Source organism: Bradyrhizobium sp. USDA 4474 (genome assembly GCF_054057515.1).
This window is the reverse complement of record NZ_JBSRZJ010000002.1, coordinates 1,763,058-1,788,766: the sequence shown is the minus strand read 5'-3', so window position 1 is coordinate 1,788,766 and position 25,709 is coordinate 1,763,058. Positions and strand designations below refer to the sequence as shown.

The 25,709-nt window shown below is 64.3% G+C and carries 33 protein-coding genes; 18 read left to right on the top strand and 15 right to left on the bottom strand.

Annotated features, from left to right (window positions below; genetic code table 11):
- The first annotated feature begins 10 nt into the window (after positions 1 to 10).
- Entirely contained in the window at positions 11 to 667 is a 657-nt protein-coding gene (locus ACVW16_RS10305; RefSeq protein WP_456699131.1) for a glutathione S-transferase family protein, read from the top strand.
- A gap of 281 nt (positions 668 to 948) precedes the next feature.
- Here the strand turns inward: ACVW16_RS10305 and ACVW16_RS10300 are convergent, their stop codons facing one another.
- Positions 949 to 1,173, bottom strand: coding sequence for a hypothetical protein (locus tag ACVW16_RS10300; RefSeq protein ID WP_092239630.1), 225 nt, complete (start codon positions 1,171 to 1,173; stop codon positions 949 to 951).
- Positions 1,174 to 1,357: 184 nt separating this feature from the next.
- On the opposite strand from ACVW16_RS10300, the gene ACVW16_RS10295 reads away from it, so the two are divergent.
- The 5 genes from ACVW16_RS10295 (at position 1,358) to ACVW16_RS10275 (ending at position 6,076) form a co-directional block, all read left to right on the top strand.
- Positions 1,358 to 1,711, top strand: coding sequence for a hypothetical protein (locus ACVW16_RS10295; RefSeq protein ID WP_456699130.1), 354 nt, complete (start codon positions 1,358 to 1,360; stop codon positions 1,709 to 1,711).
- A gap of 85 nt (positions 1,712 to 1,796) precedes the next feature.
- A complete protein-coding gene (locus ACVW16_RS10290; RefSeq protein WP_456699129.1) occupies positions 1,797 to 2,642 on the top strand; it encodes an AraC family transcriptional regulator in 846 nt (281 codons plus the stop codon).
- Positions 2,643 to 2,778: 136 nt separating this feature from the next.
- Positions 2,779 to 3,705, top strand: a complete 927-nt coding sequence (locus ACVW16_RS10285; RefSeq protein ID WP_456699128.1) for an SMP-30/gluconolactonase/LRE family protein — start codon at positions 2,779 to 2,781, stop codon at positions 3,703 to 3,705.
- A gap of 114 nt (positions 3,706 to 3,819) precedes the next feature.
- Positions 3,820 to 4,413 carry a GNAT family N-acetyltransferase gene (locus tag ACVW16_RS10280; protein ID WP_456699127.1) on the top strand — a complete coding sequence of 198 codons (594 nt, stop codon included), beginning with the start codon at positions 3,820 to 3,822 and terminating at the stop codon, positions 4,411 to 4,413.
- Between the two features lie 16 nt (positions 4,414 to 4,429).
- Complete coding sequence (locus ACVW16_RS10275) at positions 4,430 to 6,076, top strand: GMC family oxidoreductase (RefSeq protein ID WP_456699126.1); 1,647 nt, start codon at positions 4,430 to 4,432, stop codon at positions 6,074 to 6,076.
- Between the two features lie 359 nt (positions 6,077 to 6,435).
- Here the strand turns inward: ACVW16_RS10275 and ACVW16_RS10270 are convergent, their stop codons facing one another.
- Both ACVW16_RS10270 and ACVW16_RS10265 read right to left on the bottom strand, forming a co-directional pair.
- Positions 6,436 to 7,278, bottom strand: coding sequence for an AAA family ATPase (locus tag ACVW16_RS10270; RefSeq protein WP_063201884.1), 843 nt, complete (start codon positions 7,276 to 7,278; stop codon positions 6,436 to 6,438).
- Between the two features lie 103 nt (positions 7,279 to 7,381).
- A complete protein-coding gene (locus tag ACVW16_RS10265; RefSeq protein WP_092239638.1) occupies positions 7,382 to 7,627 on the bottom strand; it encodes a GlsB/YeaQ/YmgE family stress response membrane protein in 246 nt (81 codons plus the stop codon).
- A 123-nt stretch (positions 7,628 to 7,750) separates the two neighbouring features.
- Here ACVW16_RS10265 and ACVW16_RS10260 point away from each other — a divergent pair, with 123 nt between their 5' ends.
- The 3 genes from ACVW16_RS10260 (at position 7,751) to sseA (ending at position 10,370) form a co-directional block, all read left to right on the top strand.
- Positions 7,751 to 8,926: a vWA domain-containing protein gene (locus ACVW16_RS10260; RefSeq protein WP_456699125.1), complete on the top strand. Its 1,176-nt coding sequence runs from the start codon at positions 7,751 to 7,753 to the stop codon at positions 8,924 to 8,926.
- Between the two features lie 38 nt (positions 8,927 to 8,964).
- On the top strand, positions 8,965 to 9,378 hold the full coding sequence (locus tag ACVW16_RS10255) for a rhodanese-like domain-containing protein (RefSeq protein ID WP_456736056.1): 414 nt from the start codon (positions 8,965 to 8,967) through the stop codon (positions 9,376 to 9,378).
- A 134-nt stretch (positions 9,379 to 9,512) separates the two neighbouring features.
- The gene (gene sseA, locus ACVW16_RS10250; RefSeq protein WP_456736055.1) at positions 9,513 to 10,370 is read left to right on the top strand and encodes a 3-mercaptopyruvate sulfurtransferase; all 858 of its coding nucleotides are present in this window, start codon (positions 9,513 to 9,515) and stop codon (positions 10,368 to 10,370) included.
- Between the two features lie 2 nt (positions 10,371 to 10,372).
- Here sseA and ACVW16_RS10245 read toward each other — a convergent pair whose 3' ends face one another.
- Complete coding sequence (locus tag ACVW16_RS10245) at positions 10,373 to 11,161, bottom strand: hypothetical protein (protein ID WP_456736054.1); 789 nt, start codon at positions 11,159 to 11,161, stop codon at positions 10,373 to 10,375.
- A 369-nt stretch (positions 11,162 to 11,530) separates the two neighbouring features.
- Here ACVW16_RS10245 and ACVW16_RS10240 point away from each other — a divergent pair, with 369 nt between their 5' ends.
- The gene (locus ACVW16_RS10240) at positions 11,531 to 12,706 is read left to right on the top strand and encodes a L,D-transpeptidase family protein (protein ID WP_456738214.1); all 1,176 of its coding nucleotides are present in this window, start codon (positions 11,531 to 11,533) and stop codon (positions 12,704 to 12,706) included.
- Between the two features lie 156 nt (positions 12,707 to 12,862).
- A complete protein-coding gene (locus ACVW16_RS10235; protein ID WP_456699120.1) occupies positions 12,863 to 13,048 on the top strand; it encodes an NAD-dependent epimerase/dehydratase family protein in 186 nt (61 codons plus the stop codon).
- On the opposite strand, the gene ACVW16_RS10230 is transcribed toward ACVW16_RS10235, so the two are convergent.
- Both ACVW16_RS10230 and ACVW16_RS10225 read right to left on the bottom strand, forming a co-directional pair.
- The gene (locus ACVW16_RS10230; protein ID WP_456738213.1) at positions 13,011 to 13,973 is read right to left on the bottom strand and encodes a D-2-hydroxyacid dehydrogenase family protein; all 963 of its coding nucleotides are present in this window, start codon (positions 13,971 to 13,973) and stop codon (positions 13,011 to 13,013) included. The genes ACVW16_RS10235 and ACVW16_RS10230 overlap by 38 nt on opposite strands.
- A gap of 131 nt (positions 13,974 to 14,104) precedes the next feature.
- The gene (locus tag ACVW16_RS10225) at positions 14,105 to 14,320 is read right to left on the bottom strand and encodes a hypothetical protein (protein WP_456699119.1); all 216 of its coding nucleotides are present in this window, start codon (positions 14,318 to 14,320) and stop codon (positions 14,105 to 14,107) included.
- 233 nt (positions 14,321 to 14,553) lie between these two features.
- Here ACVW16_RS10225 and ettA point away from each other — a divergent pair, with 233 nt between their 5' ends.
- Positions 14,554 to 16,203, top strand: coding sequence for an energy-dependent translational throttle protein EttA (gene ettA / locus ACVW16_RS10220; protein ID WP_456699118.1), 1,650 nt, complete (start codon positions 14,554 to 14,556; stop codon positions 16,201 to 16,203).
- A 4-nt stretch (positions 16,204 to 16,207) separates the two neighbouring features.
- Entirely contained in the window at positions 16,208 to 17,434 is a 1,227-nt protein-coding gene (locus ACVW16_RS10215; RefSeq protein WP_456699117.1) for a lytic murein transglycosylase, read from the top strand.
- An 82-nt stretch (positions 17,435 to 17,516) separates the two neighbouring features.
- Here the strand turns inward: ACVW16_RS10215 and ACVW16_RS10210 are convergent, their stop codons facing one another.
- Entirely contained in the window at positions 17,517 to 17,801 is a 285-nt protein-coding gene (locus ACVW16_RS10210; RefSeq protein ID WP_456699116.1) for a hypothetical protein, read from the bottom strand.
- A gap of 238 nt (positions 17,802 to 18,039) precedes the next feature.
- Entirely contained in the window at positions 18,040 to 18,378 is a 339-nt protein-coding gene (locus ACVW16_RS10205) for a hypothetical protein (protein WP_456699115.1), read from the bottom strand.
- A gap of 537 nt (positions 18,379 to 18,915) precedes the next feature.
- Here ACVW16_RS10205 and ACVW16_RS10200 point away from each other — a divergent pair.
- Both ACVW16_RS10200 and bfr read left to right on the top strand, forming a co-directional pair.
- Positions 18,916 to 19,188 (top strand): (2Fe-2S)-binding protein, encoded by a 273-nt coding sequence (locus ACVW16_RS10200; protein ID WP_456699113.1) that lies wholly within the window; start codon positions 18,916 to 18,918, stop codon positions 19,186 to 19,188.
- Between the two features lie 133 nt (positions 19,189 to 19,321).
- Entirely contained in the window at positions 19,322 to 19,810 is a 489-nt protein-coding gene (gene bfr, locus ACVW16_RS10195; protein ID WP_011089420.1) for a bacterioferritin, read from the top strand.
- A gap of 75 nt (positions 19,811 to 19,885) precedes the next feature.
- Here the strand turns inward: bfr and ACVW16_RS10190 are convergent, their stop codons facing one another.
- Positions 19,886 to 20,488: a pyridoxamine 5'-phosphate oxidase family protein gene (locus tag ACVW16_RS10190; protein WP_456699112.1), complete on the bottom strand. Its 603-nt coding sequence runs from the start codon at positions 20,486 to 20,488 to the stop codon at positions 19,886 to 19,888.
- A gap of 126 nt (positions 20,489 to 20,614) precedes the next feature.
- Positions 20,615 to 21,676 carry an alpha/beta fold hydrolase gene (locus tag ACVW16_RS10185; protein ID WP_456699111.1) on the bottom strand — a complete coding sequence of 354 codons (1,062 nt, stop codon included), beginning with the start codon at positions 21,674 to 21,676 and terminating at the stop codon, positions 20,615 to 20,617.
- 133 nt (positions 21,677 to 21,809) lie between these two features.
- Between ACVW16_RS10185 and ACVW16_RS10180 the strand changes: the two genes are divergently transcribed.
- Together ACVW16_RS10180 and ACVW16_RS10175 are read left to right on the top strand one after the other, a co-directional pair.
- Positions 21,810 to 22,076 carry a DUF2277 domain-containing protein gene (locus ACVW16_RS10180; RefSeq protein ID WP_456736053.1) on the top strand — a complete coding sequence of 89 codons (267 nt, stop codon included), beginning with the start codon at positions 21,810 to 21,812 and terminating at the stop codon, positions 22,074 to 22,076.
- A gap of 83 nt (positions 22,077 to 22,159) precedes the next feature.
- The gene (locus ACVW16_RS10175) at positions 22,160 to 22,375 is read left to right on the top strand and encodes a hypothetical protein (RefSeq protein WP_456699109.1); all 216 of its coding nucleotides are present in this window, start codon (positions 22,160 to 22,162) and stop codon (positions 22,373 to 22,375) included.
- An 8-nt stretch (positions 22,376 to 22,383) separates the two neighbouring features.
- Here the strand turns inward: ACVW16_RS10175 and ACVW16_RS10170 are convergent, their stop codons facing one another.
- From ACVW16_RS10170 to ACVW16_RS10160, 3 genes are all read right to left on the bottom strand, one after another.
- Positions 22,384 to 22,893, bottom strand: coding sequence for a collagen-like protein (locus tag ACVW16_RS10170; protein ID WP_456738794.1), 510 nt, complete (start codon positions 22,891 to 22,893; stop codon positions 22,384 to 22,386).
- A gap of 123 nt (positions 22,894 to 23,016) precedes the next feature.
- Positions 23,017 to 23,265, bottom strand: coding sequence for a helix-turn-helix domain-containing protein (locus ACVW16_RS10165; protein ID WP_456699108.1), 249 nt, complete (start codon positions 23,263 to 23,265; stop codon positions 23,017 to 23,019).
- Positions 23,266 to 23,463: 198 nt separating this feature from the next.
- Positions 23,464 to 24,231 (bottom strand): SDR family NAD(P)-dependent oxidoreductase, encoded by a 768-nt coding sequence (locus tag ACVW16_RS10160; RefSeq protein ID WP_456736050.1) that lies wholly within the window; start codon positions 24,229 to 24,231, stop codon positions 23,464 to 23,466.
- A 111-nt stretch (positions 24,232 to 24,342) separates the two neighbouring features.
- Between ACVW16_RS10160 and ACVW16_RS10155 the strand changes: the two genes are divergently transcribed.
- Entirely contained in the window at positions 24,343 to 24,828 is a 486-nt protein-coding gene (locus ACVW16_RS10155; protein WP_456699106.1) for a J domain-containing protein, read from the top strand.
- Between the two features lie 93 nt (positions 24,829 to 24,921).
- Here ACVW16_RS10155 and ACVW16_RS10150 read toward each other — a convergent pair whose 3' ends face one another.
- Together ACVW16_RS10150 and ACVW16_RS10145 are read right to left on the bottom strand one after the other, a co-directional pair.
- Entirely contained in the window at positions 24,922 to 25,173 is a 252-nt protein-coding gene (locus ACVW16_RS10150) for a hypothetical protein (RefSeq protein ID WP_456699105.1), read from the bottom strand.
- A 194-nt stretch (positions 25,174 to 25,367) separates the two neighbouring features.
- Positions 25,368 to 25,628: a hypothetical protein gene (locus ACVW16_RS10145; protein ID WP_456699104.1), complete on the bottom strand. Its 261-nt coding sequence runs from the start codon at positions 25,626 to 25,628 to the stop codon at positions 25,368 to 25,370.
- Positions 25,629 to 25,709 lie beyond the last annotated feature (81 nt).

Below are 25,709 nucleotides of genomic sequence, written 5' to 3'. Positions count from 1 at the left end.
GAAGCGCCCCATGGCGAAGGCGACACTGACCATCAGCAGCAAGAATTACTCGTCCTGGTCGCTGCGGGGCTGGCTGCTGACGAAATTTTCCGGGATCGATTTCGAGGAGATCGTCACCGCGCCGGATGACGCCTCGGCGCGTGCTGAAATCCTGTTGCTGTCGTCCTCGATCCTGGTGCCCTGCCTGCGCCATGACGGCGCCACGGTCTGGGATACGCTGGCGATTGCCGAATATCTCAACGAGGTGATGCCTGATGCCGGCCTGTTGCCGGCCGATCGTGTCCAGCGCGCGCATTGCCGCTCGATCTCAGGCGAAATCCATTCCGGCTTCAGCACGCTGCGCGCCTCGCTGCCGGTCAATCTGAAGGGGCACTTCCCCGGCTTCAAGATCTGGTCGCGCGCGCAGGCGGACATCGACCGGGTCTGGTCGATCTGGCGTGATTGTCTGGCCAGGTCAGGTGGTCCGTTCCTGTTCGGCGAGACGCGCACCATGGCGGACGCGATGTACGCCCCCGTGGTGACGCGCTTCGCCACCTATGACGTCAGGCTCGAGCCAGTTCTCAAGGCCTACGCCGACACCATCATGGCAATGCCGGAGATGAAGGAATGGGTGGCGGCGGCGAGGGAAGAGCCGGCCGAGATCGAGGAGCTCGAGGTCGAATATTAGGCAGGCCGCGGCCGGCTCTGCCCGTTTCCGGGGCGGGGACAGCCAGGGTCCTCGCCGACCTCCATGCCCTTGCCATCGTTAACCTTTGGCGCCGGTCGGCGGCGTCGGGCCGCAATTGCCCTGCGCAGATCTTGTGCGTGGCGGCAGGGCCTTGTCGAGATCTAGCCGTGAACAGGCGCGTACGAGACGATCAGGCTGATTCGGACGCGATTCGTTCGGGCCGCGTTCCCTTGGTTAAGGCAGAGCGCGGCCCCGTTGCATTTTGAGACAGAAGCTGGCCGTCAGGCCACGCCGGAATGCTTCATGCGGGGCACTCGCCATCCGATGACGGTTGCCTCGACCGGGACGCCGGCCGCATGGTTCTGCCAGCGTCCCTCGACATAGCGGCAGGCAAACGGAAGCTGATACGTTCCGCTGTGATCCTCGCACAGCACTTCGACCGGCAGGCCGGGAGGCGGTTCTCCGGCGCCATCGAACTCCGCCAGTCGTCTATCGCGCGTTGCCATTCCAAAAATCTCCCCTAATCAAAGCCGCGGAGAGAGCGCCCACTTCTTCCGCGCGCGGTTTACTGCTCCCCCTCCAAGGGGAACACGCCAAGCTCAACGCGAGAATGCGGTGCGAGTGTGGTAGCCTCGCGCGGCGGCGCGCAATCGGCGCACATTGCCGTGATCATCTTGATGAGGAACCTGAATGCTGCGCCGGACCATCGTCGTTTGCGTCGCCATGTTACCGTTCGTCGCGCACATGCCGGTGCGGGCGCAGGACGTCCCGGGCATCGAGATCTGCACGGTCGAGAAGACCATGGAGCGGCGCACCAGCTGTCTCCAGAGCAACGTCGACTTCCTCCAGAAGACCATCGCCCGGCTCAATCTCGATCACCAGCAGAAGCTGGACGCCGCGAACCGCCAGATTGACGCGCTGAAGGTGACGCTCGCAGGCCTCCAGAAGACCATCGGCGATCTCCAGGCCGCGCAGACGAAGCAGGCCGAGGATCTGAAGAAGAAGCAGGACGCACCACCGCCGAAAGAGGCGAAGGACAAGTAAGCCCGAGGCGCGAGAGCAATCCCGATCAAGCGCAGCGGAGAGCGCAAGCGCAGCATCGCATCGCTTCGAAGGAGAAACGTGATCCATGAACCCGGCCCAGCGCGCGCTCTGGTATATCGAAAGCCATCTGGCCGAGCCGATGACGCTCGACGAGATCGCTGCGATCTCAGGCGTGTCGCGGTTCCACCTGGTGCGTGCGTTTGCCGCCGCCACCGGCTTGCCGGTGATGCGCTACGTGCGTGCACGGCGGCTGAGTGAGGCGGCGCGCAGTCTTGCCAAGGGCGCGCCGGACATTCTGTCACTGGCGCTGGAGGCGGATTACGGCTCGCACGAAGCATTCACCCGCGCGTTCCGCGACCATTTCGGAACCACGCCCGAAGCGGTGAGGGCGGCGACGTGCACCGACCAGCTCGAGCTTCAGGAGCCGATTCTCATGGATTCCACCATGTCAGACAATCTCAAAGCCCCGCGTTTCGAAACCGCGAAAGCCTTCCTCGTCGCCGGCCTTGGCGAGCGCATCTCCTGCGACAACGGCGCCATCATTCCCGGAATGTGGGCCCGCTTCCACCAGGAGGTCGCCGACATTCCCGAACGCATCGGCCGAGGGAAGGATCAGGTCGCCTACGGCGTCTGCTGCAACGGCGATGATTCCGGCAATTTCGATTACATTGCCGGCGTCGAGGTCGCTGATTTCTCCGACCTGCCGCGCGGTCTCACGCGTATCCGCATTCCCGAGCAGCGCTACGCGGTGTTCACCCATACCGACCACGTCGCCTCGGTCAGGCGCACCGTCAACGCGATCTGGAATCAATGGCTGCCGGCCTCCGGCCTGAAGGCCGCCGACGCGCCGAACTTCGAGCGCTACGACGGGACGTTCGATCCGGTGACCGGCAATGGCGGCTTCGAGATTTGGATACCGGTGCGAGAATAACGCGCAACGCTGGCATACCGTGCCGCTTGCTTGGCAAGGGAGATCGACTTTGTCATAACCGCTGGCAAAACTTGCCAGCGGGGCCCGTGCCGGACATCCCGAGCAAGCGATAACAAGCAGCCGGGAGGGTCCCCAAATGCCTGACGTCCGTGTTCTCGCCACCGATCTCGAATTTCCCGAAGGTCCGGTCGTGATGCCTGACGGATCAGTGGTGCTGGTGGAAATCCGCGGCCAGCGTCTGACCCGCGTTTACCCTGATGGCCGCAAGGAGATCGTTGCGAAAGTGCCAGGTGGCCCCAACGGCGCAGCGCTGGGCCCCGACGGAAAAATCTACATCTGCAACAATGGCGGCTTCTCCTGGATCCCGACCGGCAAGATGATCATGCCGGGGCCGCAGCCTGATGATTACCTCGGCGGCTCGATCCAGCGCATCGACCTGCAAACCGGCAAGATCGAAACCGTCGTCAGCAAATGCGGCGAGCACGATCTGCGCGGGCCGAACGATCTCGTGTTCGACAAGCACGGCGGCCTCTGGTTCTCCGATCTCGGCAAGCGCCGCCCGCGCGAGATGGACGTCGGCGGCATGTATTATCTCAAGCCCGGGATGACAGAGATCGTGGAAGTCGTGCACGGCGTGCTGCCGGCCAACGGCATCGGGCTCTCGCCCGATGAAAACACCGTCTACATCGCGGAGACGCCGACGGGCCGGCTCTGGGCCTATGAGCTCTCCGCGCCCGGCACGCTGAAGCCGCGCGACGCCGTCTATCGCGGCGAGCGGGGCAAGCCGATCTGCGGCCTCGGCGGCTACCAGATGTTCGACTCGCTCGCGGTCGAGGCCAACGGCAATGTCTGCGTCGCCACGCTCGTCTCCGGCTGCATCTCGGTGATCGCGCCCGATGGCACCCTGGTCGAGCAGATCCCGACCGGCGATCGCGTCACCACCAACATCGCCTTCGGTGGCCCCGAGCTGAAGACCGCCTACATCACGCTGTCAGGCAAGGGCGAGCTCGTCAGCATGAACTGGCCCCGCGGCGGTTTGCCTCTCAATTTCCTAAACAAATAAAGGGTGCTAGTTACGGTCATTGCGAGCGGAGCGAAGCAATCCAGGAATGCCTCGGCGTGCCAGCCTGGATTGCTTCGCTCCGCTCGCAATCACGAGACGTAAGGAGAGACTTCAATGCCCTGGCCTGATCCCATCACGCTCCGCGGACAGCATGCCCGCCTCGAGCCGCTCTCGAAAGAGCATCTCCAGGGGCTGACGGAGGCCGTCAAGGACGGCGAGCTCTCCAAGCTCTGGTACACGGCGATCCCGCTGCCGGAGAACATGGGCAAGGAGATCGATCGTCGCCTCGACCTCCAGGCCAAGGGCTCGATGCTGCCGTTCACGGTGTTCGACGCCGGCGGCACCATCGTCGGGATGACGACCTACATGAACATCGATGCCACCAACCGCCGCGTCGAGATCGGCTCGACCTGGTACGGCAAGAGCGCGCAGCGCGGCCCGCTCAACACGCAGTGCAAGCTCTTGCTGCTGCGGCACGCCTTCGAGACGTTGGACTGCATCGCGGTCGAATTCCGTACGCACTTCTTCAATCACCAGAGCCGCCGCGCCATCGAGCGCCTCGGGGCCAAGCAGGACGGTATTCTGCGTAGTCACCAGGTCGCCCCGAACGGTTCGCTGCGCGACACCGTCGTCTACAGCATCATCGCCGCCGAATGGCCGACGGTGAAGGCGCATCTCGAATATCAACTCAACGACAAGCCGCGCTGAAGGCGGCCGAGGCACCATGGATAGATTCGACTATGTGATCATCGGCGCGGGCTCCGCCGGTTGCATTCTCACCTCCAGGCTGAGCGAAGATCCCAACACCAGCGTCTGCGTGCTGGAGGCAGGTCCGTCCGACTGGCACCCCTACATCCATCTGCCTGCGGGTTTCATCAAGACCTTCCACATGAAGAGCATCAACTGGGCCTACCAGCAGGAGGTCGGGCCTTACACCGGCGGCCGCAGCATCTACGCGCCGCGTGGCAAGACGCTCGGCGGCTCGTCTTCGATCAACGGACACATCTACAACCGCGGCCAGCGCATGGATTTCGACACCTGGGCGCAGATGGGCAATCGCGGCTGGGGCTATGCCGACGTGCTGCCTTACTTCAAGCGCCTGGAGAAGCGGGTCGGCGAGGGCGACAACACCTTCCGCGGCCGCGACGGCAAGCTCACGGTCACCACGATGGAGTGGCGCGATCCACTTTGCGAGGCCTTCATGGAAGGCGCGGTCTCGCTCGGCATCCCGCGCAATCCCGACTACAACGGCGCCAAGCAGGAAGGCGTCTCCTACTGCCAGCGGACCATCGACAACGGCCTGCGCGTCTCGGGCTCGACCGCCTTCCTCAAGCCCGCGATGAAGCGGCCCAACGTGCATGTGCACACCCATGCACACGCGACCGAGATCATTTTTGAAGGCAAGCGCGCCGTCGGCGTGCGCTACAGCAAGGGCGGCCGCGGCGGCACGCCGGTGGAAGTGCGCGCCAACAAGGAAGTCATCCTGTCCGGCGGCACCTATAATTCGCCGCAACTGCTGCAGCTCTCCGGCATCGGCTCGCCGGAGCTGCTCGGCGCCCATGGCATCCAGGTGCGTCACGCGCTGCCGGTCGGCGAAGGACTTCAGGACCACTACGCGCCGCGCACGGTGGCGCGCGTCAAGGACATCAAAACCATCAACGAGCTCCGCCGCGGCTGGCGTCTCTGGGTCGAGGCGATGAAATGGGCGACCGCGCGCCGCGGTCTGCTCTCGCTGTCGCCGACCATGGTCTATTGCTTCTGGCACTCCGGCGAGAGCGCCGACAGCTCCGACTTGCAACTCACCTTCACGCCGGCGAGCTACAAGGAAGGCGTGCAGGGCCAGCTCGAGGACGAGCCCGGCATGACGGTCGCTTCCTGGCAGCAGCGCCCGGAGAGCCGCGGCTACGTCCGCATCCGCTCCAACGATCCGTTCGCGCCGCCGATCATCCAGACCAATTATCTCGATGCCGAGCTCGACCGCCGCGTCATCGTCGGCGGCATGAAGCTCGCGCGGCGGCTTCTGAAGTCGGCGCCGCTGTCGCCGTACTACGCGTACGAGGATTTCCCCGGTCCGAACATCAACACCGACGACGAGTTTCTCGCCGCCGCCACCGAACGTGGCACCACCACTTTCCACCCCGGTTGCACCTGCCGCATGGGTCCGGCGGATTCGACCTGGGCGGTCGTCGACGACCAGCTCCGGGTCCACGGCCTCGAAGGCCTTCGCGTGATCGACGCCTCCGTGATGCCGCGCATGATCTCGGCAAACCTCAACGCCTCCACCATGATGATCGCCGACCGCGCCTCGGATCTGATCCGCGGCAAGGCGCCGATGGAAGCGGCACGGATTCCGGACGCCGCGGTGGCGTGACATCTTCGGAGCATGGGTTGGCGAGCGACTGCGCGAAGCGCGGTCGTTCGAGGATGCGAAGGTGTGTCTGGGACTGAGATGCGGGTTGGAGGAGGGAGCAGCCGCCTCACACTCGCTCGTTGCGAGCGCAGCGAAGCCATCCAGAATCCCACCGCGGAAAGACTCTGGATTGCTTCGCTGCGCTCGCAATGACGTGGAGGAGAGAGCGGGCGCCTCTATCTATCACCGTCACCCTGAGGGCGCCGCTTCTTCAGCGGCCCTCGAAGGGCGACGGCCCAGCTGCATCTCGGCCGTTCATCCTTCGAGGCTCGCCTCGCGACGCTTCGCGCCGCGCGGCTCGCACCTCAGGATGACGGGATCTACACTTCCCGTCGGCTCAAGAACGCCAGCCGCTCGAACAGGTGCACGTCCTGCTCGTTCTTGAGCAGCGCGCCGTGCAGCGGCGGGATCAGCTTGCGCGGGTCACGTTCCCTAAGTTGCTCCACGCTCATGTCCTCGTTGAGCAGCAGCTTGAGCCAGTCCAGCAGTTCGGACGTGGACGGCTTCTTCTTCAGGCCGGGCACCTCGCGCACCTCGAAGAAGATGCGCAGCGCTTCCTCGACCAGGCGCTTCTTGATGCCGGGGAAGTGGACGTCGACGATGCGCCCCATCGTGTCGGCGTCGGGGAACTTGATGTAGTGGAAGAAGCAGCGGCGCAGGAAGGCGTCCGGCAGCTCCTTCTCGTTGTTGGAGGTGATCATCATGATCGGGCGCTGCTTGGCCTTGATCGTCTCGCCGGTCTCGTAGACATGGAATTCCATGCGGTCGAGCTCGAGCAGCAGGTCGTTCGGGAATTCGATATCGGCCTTGTCGATCTCGTCGATCAGCAGCACCGGGCGCTGCTCGGCGGTGAAGGCTTCCCACAGCTTGCCGCGCTTGATGTAGTTCTTGATGTCGGAGACCCTGCTATCACCGAGCTGGCTGTCGCGCAGGCGCGACACTGCATCGTATTCGTAGAGGCCCTGCTGCGCCTTGGTGGTGGACTTGATGTGCCAGGTCAAAAGCGGCGCGTTCAGCGCCTTCGCCACTTCCTCCGCCAGCACCGTCTTGCCGGTGCCGGGCTCGCCCTTGATGAGGAGCGGGCGCTCCAGCACGATCGAGGCATTGACGGCCACCTTGAGATCGTCGGTCGCAACATAGTCCTTGGTGCCGGTAAATTTCATTGCGCGTCCCTGTTGGTCGTCGTGCCGGACATTGCCAATTCATGGCCCGGCCCCGACATGGGAACGGCCGCAGATGGCGGCCGTTCCTGGTTCGGTCATGCTTTCAGACCCGTCTTATCAGCGAAAGGATGACGAGCACAATCACCGCGCCGATCGTGGCATCGACGATGGCGCCGATCGTACCGGTCGCGACCTCGATATGCAGCTGCGGCAGCACCCAGCCGGCGACCAGCGCGCCGATGATGCCGACCACGATGTTGCCGATCAGCCCGAATCCCGCCCCGTGGACAATCTTGCCCGCGAGCCAGCCGGCGATCGCGCCGATGATCAGTGCTGCGATGATTCCCATTGCAAACGCTCCCCGAACAACCCCTTCAGAGCCGCAATTCTAGAGCAAAAAGCCTCCCGGTCCAGCGCTCCGCGCCGGTCTCCGCCCCTTGACGTTCGCCATCCGACGGGCAATCTGTCACCCATGTTCCTGCAATTCTTCACGTCTCTGCGCGATGCGCAGGTCCCCGTCACGCTGCGCGAATACCTCACGCTGATGGAGGCGCTCGACGCTGACCTGTCGGACTATTCCGTCGAGAATTTCTATTACCTGTCGCGCACTTCACTGGTGAAGGACGAGCGCAATCTCGACAAGTTCGATCGCGTCTTCGGCACCGTGTTCAAGGGGCTGGAGAGCCTGCTCGACGCCATGGAGAAGGCGGAGATCCCCGAGGAGTGGCTGAAGAAGCTCGCCGAGAAATACCTCAGCGAGGAAGAGAAGAAGCAGATCGAGGCCATGGGCTGGGACAAGCTCATGGAGACCCTGAAGAAGCGGCTCGAGGAGCAGAAGGGCCGGCACCAGGGCGGTTCGAAATGGATCGGCACCGCCGGCACCTCGCCGTTCGGCGCGCACGGTTACAATCCCGAGGGCGTCCGCATCGGCCAGGAGAAGAACCGCAACAACCGCGCCGTGAAGGTGTGGGACAAGCGCGAGTTTCGGGATCTCGACGGCAATGTCGAGCTCGGCATCCGCAACATCAAGGTGGCGCTGCGCCGCCTGCGCAAATTCGCGCGCACCGGCGCGCCTGACGAGCTCGATCTCGACACCACCATCCGCGAGACTGCCAATCACGGCTATCTCGACGTTCACATGCGCCCCGAGCGGCGCAATGCGGTGAAGCTCCTGGTGTTCTTCGACATCGGTGGCTCCATGGACTCGCATATCGAGCAGGTCGAGGAGCTGTTCTCGGCGGCGAAGAGCGAGTTCAAGCACATGGAGTATTTCTACTTCCACAACTGCCTCTATGAAGGCGTGTGGAAGCAGAACAAGCGCCGCTTCACCGATCGCACGCCGACCTGGGACGTGCTGCATAAATATCCGCACGACTACAAGGTCGTGTTCGTCGGCGATGCCTCGATGTCGCCTTACGAGATCATGGTGCCCGGCGGCTCGGTCGAGCACGTCAACGAGGAGCCCGGCTCGGTTTGGCTCGACCGCATCATCCGTACCTATCCGCACACGGTGTGGCTCAATCCGGTCGCGCAGAAGCACTGGGACTATTCGGAATCGACCACCATCATCAAACGCATCTTTGCCAACCGCATGTACCCGATCACGATCGAGGGTCTCGAAGGTGCGATGAAGGAACTGACGCACTAGCACGCGCGCCTGGGAACGACGACAAGAGGGAGAACCACATGCCCCAAAACATCACCCGCGGCATCAAGCAGCTTTGCGACGAGGCCAATGCCGAGATCGAGACGCTGTCAGCCAAGGACGCCATCGAGATCTCCAAGAACGGTGACGTCGTCATCGTCGATATCAGAGATCCGCGCGAGATCGAGCGCGACGGCCGCATCCCCGGTGCATTCTCCTGCACGCGCGGCATGCTGGAATTCTGGATCGATCCGCAGAGCCCGTATGCGAAGCCGATCTTCCAGGAAGACAAGAAATTCGTCTTCCACTGCGCCGGTGGCCTGCGCTCCGCGCTCGCCGCCAAGACCGCAAAGGACATGGGCCTCAAGCCCGTCGCTCACATCGCCGGCGGCTACGCCGCCTGGCGAGATGCCGGTGGGCCGACGGAAGCGTGGGAGCCGAAGAAGAAAGCCTAGACTTGGACGCACACAACGAGGCACGACGTCCTGCCCGGGCTTGTCCCGGGCATCCACGTCTTTGCCGCAAGAAGAACGTGGATGGCCGGGACAAGCCCGGCCGGGACGACTGAGAAAACTGCCGGAGCACGCCAATGACCGCCGCCATCGACCCCCTCGTCTCCACCGAATGGCTCGCCGCCCACATCAATGATTCCAACGTCAGGGTGCTCGATGCCAGCTTCAAGCTGCCGGGCGTGCTGCCGCTGCCGAAGGATGACTATCTGGCCGCGCATCTGCCGGGCGCTGTGTTCTTCGACGTCGATGCGGTGTCGGATCATTCCAACCCGCTGCCGCACATGTATCCCAGCGCCGAGCAGTTCGGTCGCGATGTCGGCAATCTCGGCATCTCCAATGCCGACACCGTCGTCATCTACGATGCCGGCGGCTGGGTTGCCGCGCCGCGCGCGTGGTGGATGTTCCTGGCCTTCGGCCACGGCAATGTGCGCATCCTCGACGGCGGCCTGAAGAAATGGCGCGCCGAGGGGCGCGCCGTGGAGAGCGGCGAGGTCAAGCCGAAGCCGGCGTCGTTCGAGGCGAGCTACGATCCGAAGCGCGTGCGCAGCATGGAGCAGTTGATCGCCAACGTCGAGAGCAGCAAGGAGCAGGTGATCGACGCACGCGCCGCCGATCGCTTCGAAGGCCGTGCGCCCGAGCCGCGTGCCGGCATCCGCTCTGGCCACATTCCCGGCGCGCGCAACGTTCCCTATGGCCAACTGTTCGACGCGGCGACTGGCACGATGAAGCCGCTCGACGATCTCCGCGCCGCCTTCACCGGCGCTGGCGTCAAGCTGGACAAGCCGATCGTGACAAGCTGCGGCTCCGGGGTTTCGGCCGGCGTGCTGACGCTCGCGCTCTATCGGTTGGGAATCACCGACACCGCGCTCTATGACGGCTCATGGTCGGAATGGGGTCAGGAAAAAGGCCCGCCGATCGCGACCGGGCCTGCGTAACGTCAGCGCGTTCGGGCGGCCGTGGCGGCCAGCGTCTGCTGTTGCTGGCCGAACGGATCGAGCGCCTGCTGGAGTTGCTGAGGCGGCGGGCGCCGCACGATCCGATGACGCTTCTTCGGCTTGTGCGCTCGCGGCTTGCTCTGTTGCGCCGCGCTGTCGGCCTTGGACTTCGCCGGCGACTTCTTGGCGGCCCTGGGCGCAAGCTCGTTCAGCGCGGCCAGGCGGGCCGCCGCGATGTCGCTCACGCGCGAGGCCAGCGCCGGTGTCGCGGTTCGCGGCAGGTCGGTGGCAGACAGCGTCGGGGCCGGTGGGATGGCGGCGATGGCAGCCGTCGTGTCGGCCGGAGTGAGTGTGTCGGTGGGCGAGGGTGCTGCTGCCTCGCTCTTCGTCGGCTCGGGGGCTGGCGCTTCGGTGGGGGCGGGAGCCGCCTCGATGTCAGGAGCGACAGCGGCGACCTGAGGCTCAGGCTGGGTTGTCAGCGTCACAGCGGCCATCTGCTCGGGGCCGGTCTCCACCGCGGGCAGGGCGATGGTCGGGACCTGATCCGGCACCACGGACGTCGCCTCAATGGCGACCGCTGCGGCGGGCTCGACGCGCAGGGTCGCGAGCACCGGCTCGGCCGGCTCGGGACCTTGCGCGAACACCTGCTCCTGCGGGCCGTTCCGCCAGGACGGATTGCTGACATATTGCTCATGGGTCGCGCGCAGCAGCGAGGTGGCCCCTAAGCCGAAGACCAGGATGGAGGTAGACAGCAGGATCGCGGCAAGCAGGAAGCGAAAGCCGGGAAGCATGGACAGGCTACGAATTTCCGCCCCGGCGGTGTGTGGCCAGGGCCCATGAGCCATCCGAACGCGGTGACGGTACTGGGTGCCGCGTTCGCCAGGCGGGAATTCGAACTCGAGGCAGTGGCGAATCAGGCTGATTCGACCATATCGCAACACCTCAGTGCCGTTTCGTAAAAAACGGGGCGGATAACTCCGGCAATCAACGGCGTGATGCGATTTCCACCCCGTGATGCAACGGGGCAACTGTGTGCGATCACATCACAAATCGCTACATCAGGCACAAATCGGCCTGTTATGTCTTGAATGTGCCGCTATCTTCGGTCATCTGGCGCGTCAGTGGTCCGGACGGGGCCCGGGGTCTATACAAGAGCGATGATGATCAAACATTTTCTGACGATATGCGCTGCCGCAACAGTCGCTGCGGCGGGAACCTCGCTTGCACACGCCCAGAGCTATCCGGTTCAGCAGGCGCCCGGCTACGGCGCCCCGGCCGAATATCGGCCTGGCGACCGCACCCCGAATTTCGACTCGCTGGACGACGACGAGGATGCGGCGCCGCGGGCTTCGTTGCCGCCGCCCGGTCCGGCTGAGGATCCGCGCTATACCGGCCCGGCTGGCGCTCCCCCCGTCTACTCCAGCGCCCCGCCGCAGGGCCCGGTGATGTCGCCGGATGATCCGCGTTACGGCCGTCCGGCTGGCGCTCCGCCGGTCTATTCCGCCGCCCCGCCGCAGGGGCCGGTGATGTCGCCCGACGATCCCCGCTACGGCCGCCCCGCCGCTCCGCCCGCGGTGATCTATGCCGACCGCCCGGGCCAGGCGCCCGCCAGCGACGGCATGCGTCCGCCGGAAGCCGTTGGTGGCCCGACCGCGACCGGAGCGGTCCCGCAGCAATCCGGCGCCGATGGCCGGCCCATGTCGGTCGCCTCCCTGCCGCCTGAGGAGCAGCCGGACGCGGCCCCGGCGCAGCTGGCGCCGAACCTGCGCCGCCAGGAAGTTGCGTTCCAGACCAAGGAGCCGGCAGGCACCATCGTCGTCGATACGCCGAACACCTACCTCTATTACGTCCTCGGCAACGGCCGGGCGATCCGCTACGGCGTCCGCGTCGGCCGCGACGGCTTCACCTGGACCGGCGTGCAGAAGATCACCCGCAAGGCCGAGTGGCCGGATTGGCATCCTCCGGCGGAAATGATCGAGCGTCAGCCCTATCTGCCGCGCTTCATGGCCGGCGGTGAAGGCAACCCGCTGGGCGCCCGTGCAATGTATCTCGGCTCGACCGTGTACCGGATCCACGGCACCAACCAGCCTTCGACGATCGGCAAATTCGTCTCCTCGGGCTGTATCGGCATGCTGAATGAGGACGTCTCGGACCTGTTCGATCGCGTCAAGGTCGGCACCCGCGTGGTGGTAATGCCGGGCAATCCGCCGCAGGCAACCGCATCGGCCGCGCCTGTGCCCGGTGCACCGGCTCCGATGGCCGCCCAGGCGGGCCCCGTCCCCGGCACGCAGCCGACCGTCGTGCCGCCGCTGCCCGCGCCGGTCACGGTACGCTAGCTAGACCGGCTCGAAAAGCTCGATCAATTGCGGCGCGTATGCTTCGGCCACGCGCCGCAATCATTTGACGCATGCGCGTTCCCGGCTTCGCTCGCCTGAATCCATGTCCGGCTCCACGACGTCCCGGCTGATTGCAACGGATGTGAAGCGCACAGGATGCGAATCTTTGTCGCGGGCGCCACGGGTGCCTTGGGCCGCCAGCTCGTCCCCCTCCTTCGAGCCGCCGGTCACTCGGTCGTCGCTTCGACGCGAAGCGCGGCAAAAACAGCTAGCGCGATGACTGATCATCCCGACGTCATCGCGCTCAGGCCAGCTTGCGCGGCGGCTCGCTGCCCCTGGTGAAGGCGTCGATCGCCTCGACCATCTGGCCGTAATGGATGCGCAAGCCGTCCTCGGTCGCGTAGCCGAGATGCGGTGTCAGCACCAGATTGTCGAGCTTGCGGAAGGGATGATCGACCGGCAGCGGCTCGACCGAGAACACGTCAATGCCCGCTCCCGCGATCTTGCGCTGCTGCAAGGCCTCGAGCAGCGCCTGCTCGTCCACGATCGGCCCGCGTGCGGTGTTGACGAGGAAGGCGGTCGGCTTCATCCGCGCAAGATCTGCGCGGCTGACAAGGCCGCGTGAGCGATCGCTCAGCACGACATGAATGGTGATGATATCGGCCTTGGCGAACAGCTCCTCCTTGGTGGCGTAGCCGACGCCCGCCGCGGCGCACCTCTCCGACGTCAGGTTCGGGCTCCAGGCGATCACGTTCATGCCGAACGCCTTGGCGATCCCCGCCATCTTGGTACCGAGCTTGCCGAGCCCGAGGACGCCGAGGGTGAGGCCCTCGATCTCCACGCCGGCGAAAGTCTGCCAAGGCTCGCCCGCATGCATGCGCGCATTCTCGCGGCCGATGCCGCGGGTCAGCTCCAGGATCAGGCCCATGGCCAGCGGTGCGGTCGGGTCGCGCGAATATTGCGTGCCGGCGACGGCTACGCCGCGCCCCTTGGCGGCCTCCATGTCGATCGCGGCGTTGCGCATGCCTGACGTCAGCAGCAGCTTCAGCTTGGGCAGCTTGTCGAACAGGCTCCTGGGGAACGCCGTACGCTCGCGCATCGCGCAGATGATGTCGAAATCGGCGAGCGCGCTGGCCGCGGCCTGCTCGGAGTTAAAGGGATGGCCGAACACCGTGGTGTCGATACGGTCGGACAGTTTCGACCAGTCGGCGACGTCCAGGGCGAGCTTGAAATAGTCGTCGAGAATTGCACAGCGCAGCCGCATCATCAGCGTCCATCCATGGCGAGAGGTGACGGCGCCGACCGGGGCGACGCGTCGGAACCGGGCCATGGTTGCGCGTAATCAGCGTCGCGCGCAAGCAGTCTGGGGTCTTCAAAAGTCCGATAGCGGAGCGCGGCTTAGCGATCGCGTGGCTTCAGCCGGATCGGCGCATCCATGCCGTGCTTGGCGCGCCAGGCGGGGCCGGGGCCGCGCATGTAGTGCAACTCGGGCCGGTACGGGTTGAAGGCCGTTGCGAAAAAACGCTTCCAGAAGCCCTTGACCTCGGACACGAGCGCCGAAGCGCGACCGGTTCCTGCCGGAACGGGAAGACGATGGGTCTCGATCAGAGCCATGGTGGGCCTCGCTGTGCTCCCCGTTCGTTCTGAGCGGGTGGCGCTGTTGCCGCGCGAAACCGAGCTTTGGCCTGATTTATTAAAAGATAGTTTCAATTGTCCGGATCTGGTCCGGATGGTGTCCGCCCAGTATTCATCCGTGGTGAACGGAGGGAAAACATTGCCCTTTGGAGGCAGGATCGTTACATCGCTGGCTAAGCAAATCTCCTCAAATTGAAGGTTTCACGGGACCGATGGCGCGCCAGTTCGTCTACTTCATGGAAGGCCTGACCAAGAGCTACCCGACCCGCAAGGTCCTCGACAACATTCGCCTGAGTTTTTATCCGGACGCCAAAATCGGCGTTCTCGGCGTCAACGGCTCCGGTAAGTCGACCCTTCTCAAGATCATGGCGGGTCTCGACAAGGAATATACCGGCGAGGCCTGGGTCGCCGAGGGGGCCCGTGTCGGCTATCTCGAGCAGGAGCCGCAGCTGGACCCTGCGCTTTCCGTACGTGAGAACGTCATGCAGGGCGTCGCCAAGCAGAAGGCGATCCTCGACCGCTATAACGAGCTCGCCGTCAACTATTCGGACGAGACTGCCGACGAGATGACCAAGCTCCAGGACGAGATCGAGGCCCAAGGCCTCTGGGATCTCGACAGCAAGGTCGATCAGGCCATGGACGCGCTGCGTTGCCCGCCTGATGATGCCGACGTGACCAAGCTCTCCGGCGGTGAGCGCCGCCGCGTGGCGCTGTGCCGTCTTTTGCTCGACCAGCCCGAACTTCTTCTGCTGGACGAACCGACCAACCATCTCGACGCGGAGTCGGTGTCCTGGCTGGAAGGCCATTTGCGCAACTATCCCGGCGCGATCCTGATCGTCACCCATGATCGCTACTTCCTCGACAACGTCACCGGCTGGATCCTCGAGCTCGATCGCGGCCGCGGCATCCCCTATGAGGGCAATTACTCGTCCTGGTTGATCCAGAAGCAGAAGCGGCTCGAGCAGGAAGGCCGCGAAGACGCCGCGCATCAGAAGACGATTGCGCGCGAGCAGGAGTGGGTCGCCTCCTCGCCGAAGGCCCGCCAGGCCAAGTCGAAGGCGCGCTACCAGCGTTATGAAGAGCTGCTCAAGCAGGCAAACGAGAAGCAGACGCAGACCGCGCAGATCATCATTCCCGTCGCCGAACGCCTCGGTGCTAACGTGGTTGATTTCGAAGGGCTCAGCAAAGGCTATGGCGATCGCCTCCTGATCGATGATCTCACCTTCAAGCTGCCGCCCGGCGGCATTGTCGGCGTGATCGGCGCGAACGGCGCCGGCAAGACCACGCTGTTCAAGATGATCACCAAGCAGGAGACGCCGGATAAGGGCACCATCACAGTCGGCGAGACCGTGCATCTCGGTTACGTCGACCAGTCGCGTGACGCGCTCGACGGCAAGAAGACCGTGTGGGAGGAAATCTCCGGCGGCAACGAACTGATTCTGCTCGGCAAAAAGGAAGTGAACTCACGCGGCTATTGCTCGTCCTTCAACTTCAAGGGTGCCGACCAGCAGAAGAAGGTCGGCGCGCTCTCGGGTGGTGAACGCAACCGCGTGCATCTCGCCAAGATGCTGAAATCAGGCGCCAACGTGCTGCTGCTCGACGAGCCGACCAACGACCTCGATGTGGACACGCTGCGCGCGCTCGAAGAGGCGCTGGAGGATTTCGCCGGCTGCGCCGTCATCATCAGCCACGATCGCTGGTTCCTCGACCGCATCGCGACCCACATCCTGGCCTTCGAAGGCGACAGCCATGTCGAATGGTTCGAAGGCAACTTCCAGGATTACGAGAAGGACAAGATGCGCCGACTCGGCCAGGACAGCATCATCCCGCACCGCGTGAAGTACAAGAAGCTGACGCGGTGATGGCATGATGCGGCGGGCGCTCATCGCGGTGGTGATCGTTCTCACCTGCGGATGGTCGTCCGCCCGCGCCGCCGATGCTGCCTTCACGCAGTTCATCGCCTCGCTCTGGCCGGAAGCGCAGGCCGCGGGCGTTTCGCGTGCGACGTTCGAGCGAGAGACCCGCGGGCTCGAGCCGGACTACAAGCTGCCCGATCTGATCCTGCCGGGGCGGCCCGAGACCGGCGCGCCGTCGCAGGCCGAATTCGTGCAGGTGCCGGCGGACTATGTCAGAGAAGCCTCCATCGCCAATCTCGCAAGCGAGGGGCAGCGGCTGCTGCAAAAATACAACGCCGCGCTGACGAAGATCGAGAAAAGCTCCGGCGTGCCTGCAACCGTCATGCTGGCGATTTGGGGACGCGAGACCGACTACGGCCGCTACACGCTGCCCTACGATCTCGTTCGCGTGCTGGCGACACAGGCCTATGTCGGCCGCCGCAAGGACACCTATCGCAACGAGTTCATCCTCGCGTTGAAGATCCTGGGCGAGGGCGTGGTGACGCGCAAGGACATGCGCTCCTCGTGGGCGGGCGCCACCGGGCTCACCCAGTTCCTGCCATCCGAATATTACAAGCATGGCGTCGATTTCGACGGCGATGGCCGCATCGACATCTGGCACTCGGTGCCGGATGCGCTGGCCTCGGCCGCGCAGCAACTCGTCAACAAGGGCTGGCAGAGCGGCGTGCGCTGGGCCTATGAGGTGCAGGCGCCGGCGAAAGTCGATTGCACGGTCGGCGTGCCCGAGGTGACGAAACCGATCGGCCAGTGGCTGCGTGAAGGCTTTGTGCCGGTGCGTGGCGAGAAGCTCAGTGCCGCCGAGCAGGCACAGCCCGCTTCGCTGCTCCAGCCGGAGGGCATCTACGGTCCGGCGTTCCTGACGACGAAGAACTACTTTGTCATCAAGGAATACAATTTCTCCGACCTCTACGTGCTGTTCGTCGGCCATCTCAGCGACCGCATGACGAGCCCGCTGCCGTTTGCGACGCCATGGTCGGCGTCGAAGCAGCTGCGCACCACGGATGTCGAGGCGATGCAGCGTGGGTTAACGCGCGCCGGCCTCTACAAGGACAAGATCGACGGCAAGGCGGGGATGCAGACGCGTGCCGCGCTGGGCGCCTATCAGAAGTCGGCGGGGCTCAAGGTCGATTGCTGGCCCAGCGAAGCCGTGCTGCGATCGATCCAGGCAGCGCGCTGAACCAGCTTCCCAAAAGAAAAAGCCCGGCCGATGGTCTCGGCCGGGCATCGATCGCGGCGCTCAGGAGCGTCTCACGATCAGATCAGTAGCAAACGCGAACCGGGCGAACGACCCAGCCGTAGCCGTCCCAGTACCGCTGGCGCTGCCAGTAGCAGGGTGGCGGGGGCGGAGCGGGCTCGGCGACGTAAACCGGGCCACCGTAGGCCGGACGGCTCGAGGCGATAGCGCCGCCAATGATCGCGCCGCCGAGCAGGCCGGCTGCGATGCCGGCGCCGACGCCGTCATGGGCCTGGGCGGACGGCGTGGCGGTCACCAGCGAACCGGCGACCGTCGCAACCGTGAGGGCGGCAACAATAGTCTTCTTCATGCTCTTGGCTCTCCTGGGAGAAGGACGTCCCTTGTTCGGAACGTCCGGGGTTCAAAGGTCTACGTACACGCTGATGGAATTGGTCTTGCAGCTAGGAAGCGCGCAAATGGTCAATCCACGGTAAACGCGCACGGAGCTGTGACGAGAAAAAGCGGTCTTTTTCGGGCCCGGAAATGAACGGCGCATCCGTACTGAACCGGCCCGGCTGAATGGGGCAGGGCGAGCGGTCGGGTGCGCCTCAGCCACAGACTCGGACGCGGCGGACGCGCCAGGCGTAGCCGTCCCAGAAGCGCTGCTTCTGCCAGACACAACCGCCGCCATAATAGTCATCGGCGACGTAGCCGGGACCCGGCGCGTAGTAGCGGGGCGGATAGTAGCCAGGATCGTATCCCGGACCATAAGCATAGCCGGGTCCGGGTCCGTAATAATACGGAGAAGCCAGAGCGCCGCCGACAATGGCCCCACCGATAATCCCGGCAGCAACCCCAGCAGCGACGCCGCGCTGAGCATGGGCCGGCGTTCCCGCGGTCAGGACCAGGGTGGCGGCGGCAGCGACTGCCATAAACGTCGTCTTCATTGGCTCAGCCCTTTCACAGCGAATGCGGAACTCTCGGGGCTAAAGTTCCATATTTCGCTTGAACGATCAATGAACGGTCTGTGGGCCATGTGCGACCAATTGGACGAGATCCAAGCCCAGGAGACGAGATGAGCGCCCTGACCAATGCCCTGATCGCGCTCGGCGCCGTCGGCGTGGTCCGCGCGCCCGAATGAGTGGCGACGGCAGCGGAAGCGGCGACAGCTATTCGGGTACGTCGAGTGACATCTTCTCACCGGGAAGCTGGTTCTCCAGCGACAGTTCCGGAAGTTCGACCGACAGCGGCAGTTGCTCCGCCGGCGATAGCGGTAGCAGCGGCGGAGATTGCGGAGGCGGTGGCGGGAGCGGCGATTAAGCCCGTCGGGATTATCTTGATCCGGCGCAGCTCCCTGCTTTAGAGCCGTTCTAGACTGCCTGCGGGCCAGTTTGGAATAGCTTGAAATACCGGTTTTTCCTTTTGCATCCGGGCGGCCCCTTAAATATCGATGACGACGCATCACTGAAGGGCCTACCGCTTCCATGATCGTTTGTTCCTGTAACGTGCTGAGCGATGACGACATCCGCGCCGCCGTCGCCGAGTCCGATGATGCTGTGCGTCATGCCAAGCAGGTCTATGGATGTCTCGGCTGCAGCGCCGAGTGCGGCCGGTGCGCCCGCACCATCAAGGCGATCATCGACGAAGCGCTCGGCCCCTGCGCCGCTTCGTGCTGTTCCGGTTGCCCGCACAGCCACACCGTGGCCGCCAACGACGAGACGGCCGGTCCCGTCCAGTTCGCTCTCGCGGCCTGCTGAAGAGCTTCCGCAACTTCGGCTCAGCTTTTCCACGGCTGCGTCCTGTCGCTGATTGCTCTGATGTTTAATGTCATTTAGAAGCTTTCTAAAGTCGGGCGGGTCCGATTTTGGACTGCAAGAGCTGGAGTGAACCATGCAGGGCGACGCAAAAGTCATCGACTATCTCAACAAGGCGCTGCGTCACGAACTGACTGCGATCAATCAGTACTGGCTGCACTACCGGTTCCTCGACAATTGGGGCCTCCTCGACATGGCCAAGGTCTGGCGCAAGGAGTCCATCGAGGAGATGGAGCACGCCGACAAGCTCACTGCCCGCATCCTGTTCTTCGACGGCTTCCCGAACATGCAGGTGCTCGATCCCCTCCGCATTGGCCAGAATGTGAAGGAAATCATCGAATGCGATCTCGCTGCTGAAATGAGCGCGCGCGCGCTCTACCAGGAAGCGGCGACCTACTGCCACGGTGTCAAGGACTACGTCACGCGCGACCTGTTCGAGAAGCTGATGAGCGACGAGGAGCACCACATCGACTTCCTCGAAACCCAGCTTGATTTGATCGGCCGCATCGGCCTCGAACTCTACACACAGAAGCACGTTGGCGGGCTCGAGGGCGAGGGACACTAACCTCCGGCATCCATGTCAGCAGCACCCTTCAATGTCGTCCCGCCTTCCGGGGCGACATTTTAGTTTGGGCGCTCGTTACAATTGCGTCTTGTAACGCTCTTCCACGATCTCCTGGCTTTCCGGCTCGCCGAGACTGGTCTGGTCGTGGATGATCTGGCTGATGCTCGGCATTACCGAGCGCTGCACCTTCTCCGGTGACCACAGCTTTGAGCGCATCAGCGCCTTGCCGCAATGAAAATAGACTTCGCTGACGGCGACGTTCAACACCGCGCGTGGGGGCTTTCCGAACTCAACCATCGAGGCGAGCAGATCCGGATCGGCCGCTAGCGTACCGCGCCCGCCGACGCGCAGCGTCTCATCGATGCCGGGTACGAAGAACAACAAATGGACGAAGCCCGAGCCCTCGACGACGTTGCGAAAACTGTCGATGCGGTTGTTGCCGGCGCGGTCTGGCATCAGCAATCGATTCGGGCCAGCGACATGGACAAAGCCAACGCAGCCACCACGCGGTGACGCATCGACGCTGCCATCGAGGCCTGATGTCGCGAGCACGCAGAACGGCGACATCTCGATAAATTTCCTCGCATGCACGTCGATCGCAGGACGCGCTTTCGCGATCACGCGCGGCGTCGGTTTCGCATAGATGGTGGCGAGGTCTTCAGCGCAAAGATCGGTCAACGGCGTGCCTCCGCATGGGTTCGGAGCCAAACTACCCGATCGGCTGTCCCCAGCCAACGAAATCAGAGCCGCGTCCGCGGGTACGAGCGATGCTGATGATGCCGCTGCGGCGAGTTCCGACGACCCCTACATCGTGCGCTGCGGCGCGGTTTGCAGCAATTGCCGGACTTGCTCGCTGTAGAATTTTGCGTTGGCGGTGGTGCCGTGGCCGCGCGTCTCGGTGCTTGCGGGGATGAGATACAGCTTGCCGTTCTTGACCCGTTTCATCGCGGCGTCCGTGATGCCGGTCTCGGGAGGGTTGCGTTCGTCATCGGCAGAATTGATCAGCAGCAGCGAAGCCTCGATTGTCTCCAGCTTCTCGGCGGCATTGTAGTCGTGCGAGGAGTCCCACTGGTAGACGTAGTCGTTGGCATCCGTCGTGATCGGCGTCGCAAGGCGCTCCCCGACGATCTCATCGGCCTTGGCCGCGGTCGGCGCCTGTTGCTGATAGGCCAGCGTGCCGCCGCTGCTGGCGATGCCGTAGGCGGTGATGGCGTATTTCATCATGCGGGGCTGGCTGGTGTAGTTGCCGCCCTCGTAATCCGGGTCGTTCCTGATGGTGTCGAGCATGATCCGCCTCAGCATCCAGTTCCGCGACGCCATCTCGGTCGGCTGCGAAGCCATCGGCACCAGCGCGTCCATGTCCTTCGGATATTTCTCGCCCCACATCCAAGTCTGCATGCCGCCCATCGAATTGCCGATCACGAGCCGCAGGTGCTTGACGCCGAGGCCTTCGGTCACGAGGCGATGCTGCGCCTCGACCATGTCGTCGTAATCGTATTTCGGAAAGCTCGCTTTCATGCCGTCGGACGGCTTTGACGAGCGGCCGTGACCGATCGCGTCTGGAATGATGATGTAATATTTGGATGCATCGAGCGGCTGTCCGGAGCCGAACAACTCGCCGGCGAAGGCAGGCGTCAGCATGCTCGCGCCGGAGCCGCCGGTGCCGTGCAGCACCAGCACGGGCTGTCCGGTTGGTTCGCCAACGGTGGTGTAATGCAGCTTTAGCTCCGGCATGACCTCGCCGGTGTGGAACTTGAAATCCTTGGCGATCCAGTCGCCCTGCTTGGGTGCCGGATAGTCGGATGCGAGTGCCGACGTTGAGATCGACAGCAGAACGGCCGCCAGCGCCGCGCAAGAAGCTTTCATGTTCCTCTCCCTTGCGGCTCACACCAGGCGGCCGCGTTGACATGGACCTTAGCAGAACGAGCCGGAAGGATGTAGGATTTCGGCTCCGCCGATCGTCTTAAGAGGAAGCCGCCGGAGAGACTGGAGAGACTGCATGTGCCGTAACATCAAGACCCTGTTCAATTTCGAGCCGCCGGCGACGGAGGATGAGATCCATGCCAGCGCGATCCAGTTCGTGCGCAAGCTGTCAGGCTTCAACAAGCCTTCGCAGGCGAATGAAGCGGCCTTCGATCGCGCTGTTGCGGAGGTCTCGGAAGCTGCGCGGAAGCTTCTGACCTCGCTGCACACCCATGCACCGGCCCGCGACCGCGAGGTCGAGGCGGAGAAAGCGAAGGAGCGTTCGCGGCTGCGCTTCGGCTAGGTGCTACCGTGATCTGGCTCACGGAGGCGGCGACCCTCACGCGCAATGATGTGGGCCGGGGTTTTGACAACCGGAGCACGATGATGAGCCGACCGTTTCTTCCGCTGAAAGCAGGTGCCATCGTTTTCACGATGTTGTGGACCTCGTGGATGATGTGGTGGAGCGGCTCGTTCTCGAGCGAGTACGTGGTGATCTTCGCTGTCTGCGGCGCTGCGGTCGGCTATCTCTGGTACCGTGCCATGCGCTGGCAGTTCGAGCGCATGGGCATGGTGCCGCGGCGTGAGGACCAGGCGAAGTAGCAGCGCCATCAGCCCTTGTGAGCGTGCTTCTTCTTTTTCTTCTTTTTCTTGTGCTCGTCGCCTTCGGCTTCGTCGCCCGCGGTGTCGTCGTCGCTGACCGTGGCGTCTTCACCCTCGTGGACCGCGGCTTCGAGGGCGGCGCGCTCGGCGGCCTCCTGCTCGCGCTGGCGGCGGCGTTCGTCCCAGGCGTCGAACAGCTGCTCCAGCCACGGCAGAATCTGCTCGATGGATGGCAATTGTCCGGCCGGACCGGCCTCGCCGCGCGGGCCCTGAGGACCGGCGGGGCCTTGCGGTCCGGCGGCTCCGCGCGGACCGGGGTCGCCTGGCTTGCCCGGCAGACCGGCCTTGCCTTGTGGACCGGCCTTTCCGACTGGTCCCGGCTTGCCCTGCGGGCCGGGCTTGCCGCGTGCGCCGTCAGGGCCACGCTTGCCTGGATGACCCTGCGGTCCCGGCCGTCCCGGCTCGCCCTGCCGCCCGCGCGGACCCGGAGGTCCCTGCCGTCCCTGATCGTCTGCCACGCCGCCGCTCCTTCTGCGCACGCAAGCTACTTAGCGGCGTTTGACGACAGCAGCAATTCCGCCCACGCATCATGCCGGGCTGGATCAACATCGATCGGCGGGACGGCGCGCGGCCCTCACGCGTCAATCGTGATAGGCCGGCACCTTGATGCCGGACGCCGCGTAGGTCCTGATCTTGTTGCGCAGCGTGCGCACCGACAGGCCGAGCACGCGCGAGGCCCGCGTGCGATTGCCGTCGCAGCGTGCCAGCGTCTGGAGCACGAGCTCGCGCTCGATCTCGCCGACGGTCGCACCGATCAGCAGCGGAACGATCTTGTTGGGGGGCAGCAAGTATCCGCCCTGCTCGGGCGCGGCGACATGAACAGTGGTCATCAACGAACTCCCCGATCAACGCCCGCTTCCACCGTTGGAAGCGGATCGAGAACAAGCGATCCCCAAGCCGTAGATCTACGGTCGATGGTTTTGGTTAACGAAAGGTTAAATCGCGAGACATCGCACGAATTGACCTTGAGAATGCCGCCGCGCCGCCGCGATTGGCGCAAAATGCATAGCAAGGTGGCGCGATCTCGCTCACACTGTCCGATATCCGCCGTCCACCATCACGATCGTTCCCGTGACATAGGCCGACAAGTCCGACGCAAGGAAGAGCGCGGGGCCGACGATGTCCTCGGGCTTCCCGGCGCGTGCGAGCGGGGTGTGGTCGATGAAGGCCTGTACCAGCGCCGGATTGGTGGCGCGCACATTGGCGTTCAGGTTGGTCTCGATGAAGCCCGGGCCGATCGCGTTGACGCGCACGCCTTCCCTGCCGAGCTCGACTGCGAGTGCCTTGGTGAAGCCCAGCACACCGTGCTTCGAGGTCGTGTACGCCGCCGAGCTTGGTGTCCGCAGATGCATGAATGACTGGATCGAGCCGATATTGACGATGCGGCCCTTGCTGGCGCGCAGGGGAGCGAGCAAGGCCTGCGTCATGTTGAAGACGCCGTTGAGGTTGAGCGAAATTATGTCGTTCCAGTCTTTCGCCACCGCTTCGGTCTCGGCGGTAAAGGCGTTGCGGCGCGTGATGCCGGCATTGTTGACGAGGATCGAGACCTGCCCGACCTTCTTGGCGACCTGCTTCGCCAGCGCGAAACAATCGTCGCGCCGGGTCACGTCGAGCACAAAGCTCTCGGCCTTGCCGCCGGCCTTGCGGATCTCCTCGGCAGCCTCGGCGACCGTGTCGGCGTTGACGTCGAGCAGCACGACTTGCGCGCCCTCGCGGGCGTAGCCGGCGGCGATCGCCAGGCCGATGCCGGAGCCAGCGCCCGTGACAACGGCGATGTGGTTTGCGAGCAATGCCATGGCGATTTCCTTCCGGATTCGTTTCTAAGTTTCATGAAAGGCTAACTCGAAATTAAGCGGTCGGAAACGGCGGCCTTGGCATACTGATTTCCGTTGCTAAACGTTGCGCGCATGATGGAACGGCTTGAATCCTGGAAACTCGCTCTCGAGCGGCTGCGGTCGACGGACGGCGCCGATTGGGCCGAGGCCGCCCGGCTGGTGGCCGAGATCATCAGGATGAGCACCGATGTGATGTTGCGGCAGGCCGCCGAGCAGGCGCTGCCCGTGCTGCGTCAGGCCGCGGACACCGACGACCACGGCGTCGCGTTGGCGGCCCGGCGCCGTGTCGGGGTGATTCTCGACGTCATCCACGATCTGACCGCGCCACGCTTCGGCCGGCGCAACGCAGCACCGAAGAAACTGTCGAGCGAGGATCGTGCGCGCAAGATGCTCGGCCTGCCGCTCGCGGTGCAGCTCACCTGCGACGACATCAACCAGGCCTATCGCCGTGCCGCCAAGGGCATGCATCCCGACCGGGGCGGCAGCGCACAGGCCTTCATCGACCTCTCCGCCGCGCGCGATGTTCTGATCCATCCCGGCGCGCACAAGGACGCGTGACGACGCTCAGCTCGTCTGCGAGGTAAAAAACGCACGGGCAAGGATGCTGGCATCGCATCCTGGCCCGGTTCTTGTCGTCCGCCGATCGAATTCCTACCAGCTGCAGTGGCCGGCCTTCAACGCGTGATCCTTCAGCGCGAGTGCGTCCAGGAAGGTCGGCACCGAGGCGCTGGCGCGATGATACCCGGCCGGCCACGGCGTGGTCGGGATGCTCTCGTCCCAGATCTGGCACACGCCGCTGTCGTGCCAGCGGACCAAATGATAGCCGGCTTCGGCAGGGCTCGCGGCCACGAAGGCGGCAGCGGCGAGACCGGCGGCAGCGCAAAGCATGGAAATACGACGCATGGATCAGCTCCTCAAAATGAAAGATGTGATGCGCCTCCCGACAATGACGGGGAGGGGGATCGCGGGGCGCCTCAGCTGCGCCCCGGACAAGATGTGAGTAGTTCGGTGTGCTGATCGGGTTCAAAGCGCACGCGCAAAAGCAAAGGGCGGGCTGCTCACGCAACCCGCCCCCGAATCGGACTGGCCGGACCCGATCAGAGCGTGCAGCGACGCTCGGCGCGCATCTTGATCTGGAGGTCGGACGCCTCAGTGAAAGTGGGGAGCGGCTTGCTGACGACCTTGTAGGTCGAGACGCCCCACTGCAGCGGCTTGTAACGGAGGTCCTCGTTCCAGACCTGGCAGATGCCGGTGTTGTCCCAGCGGATCACGTAATAGCCGGTCTTTGCGGACGCGGGCACGGCGAAGACGGAGCTGGCGATGCCGGCGACGGCACAAAGGGCGAAAACGCGACGCATGAAAAAAATCTCCTATGGGAACGTGACGAGGAAACTGGTGCGGCAAAACGGCGCCTCTGGCAAGCCGCGGCAGGGCCGTTC